At 37.0% G+C, this 543-nt stretch carries 1 protein-coding gene; it reads left to right on the top strand.

Going from position 1 to position 543, the window contains the following annotated elements:
- On the top strand, positions 1 to 543 hold a 543-nt coding region (locus tag ACP7A0_RS18680; protein WP_426006000.1), incomplete at both ends, for a transposase.

Here is a 543-nt window from a genome sequence, read left to right as displayed (position 1 = left end):
GATCAGTACATTGATTTTTCATTTATCGTAGATAAAGTAAAACCGTATTATAGCGAGAATAAAGGTCGTCCTTCTCTTGATCCACTTATTTTGTTCAAAATGATGTTTATCGGATACCTATACGGTATCCGTTCTGAAAGACAACTTGAAAAAGAAATTTACTATAACATGGCGTATCGATGGTTTTTAGGTTTGAACATCAATGACCCCGTTCCCCATCACTCGACCATTAGCTGGAATCGTCGTACTCGATTTAAAGATACAACGATTTTTCAAGATATTTTTGATGAGATTGTGCTTCAAGCCATCAATCACGATATGGTTGGAGGCCGCGTTCTTTTTACTGATTCAACTCATCTTAAAGCCAATGCCAATAAACATAAATATACGAGAAAAACGATTGAACAAGATACCCAGAACTATATAAATGATTTAGAAGAAGCGATCCAAGAAGATCGGGTGGCACACGGAAAAAAGCCCTTAAAGGTAAAAGAGGAGGTGAAAACGGAAAAAGACATTCGCCAAAGTATGACTGACCCTGAA

Origin of the sequence: Bacillus sp. DWP3-1 (genome assembly GCF_049896565.1) — a bacterium.
Classification (GTDB): domain Bacteria; phylum Bacillota; class Bacilli; order Bacillales; family Bacillaceae; genus Bacillus.
Note: the sequence above shows the minus strand (reverse complement) of the source record. Positions and strands in the feature narration are given on the sequence as shown.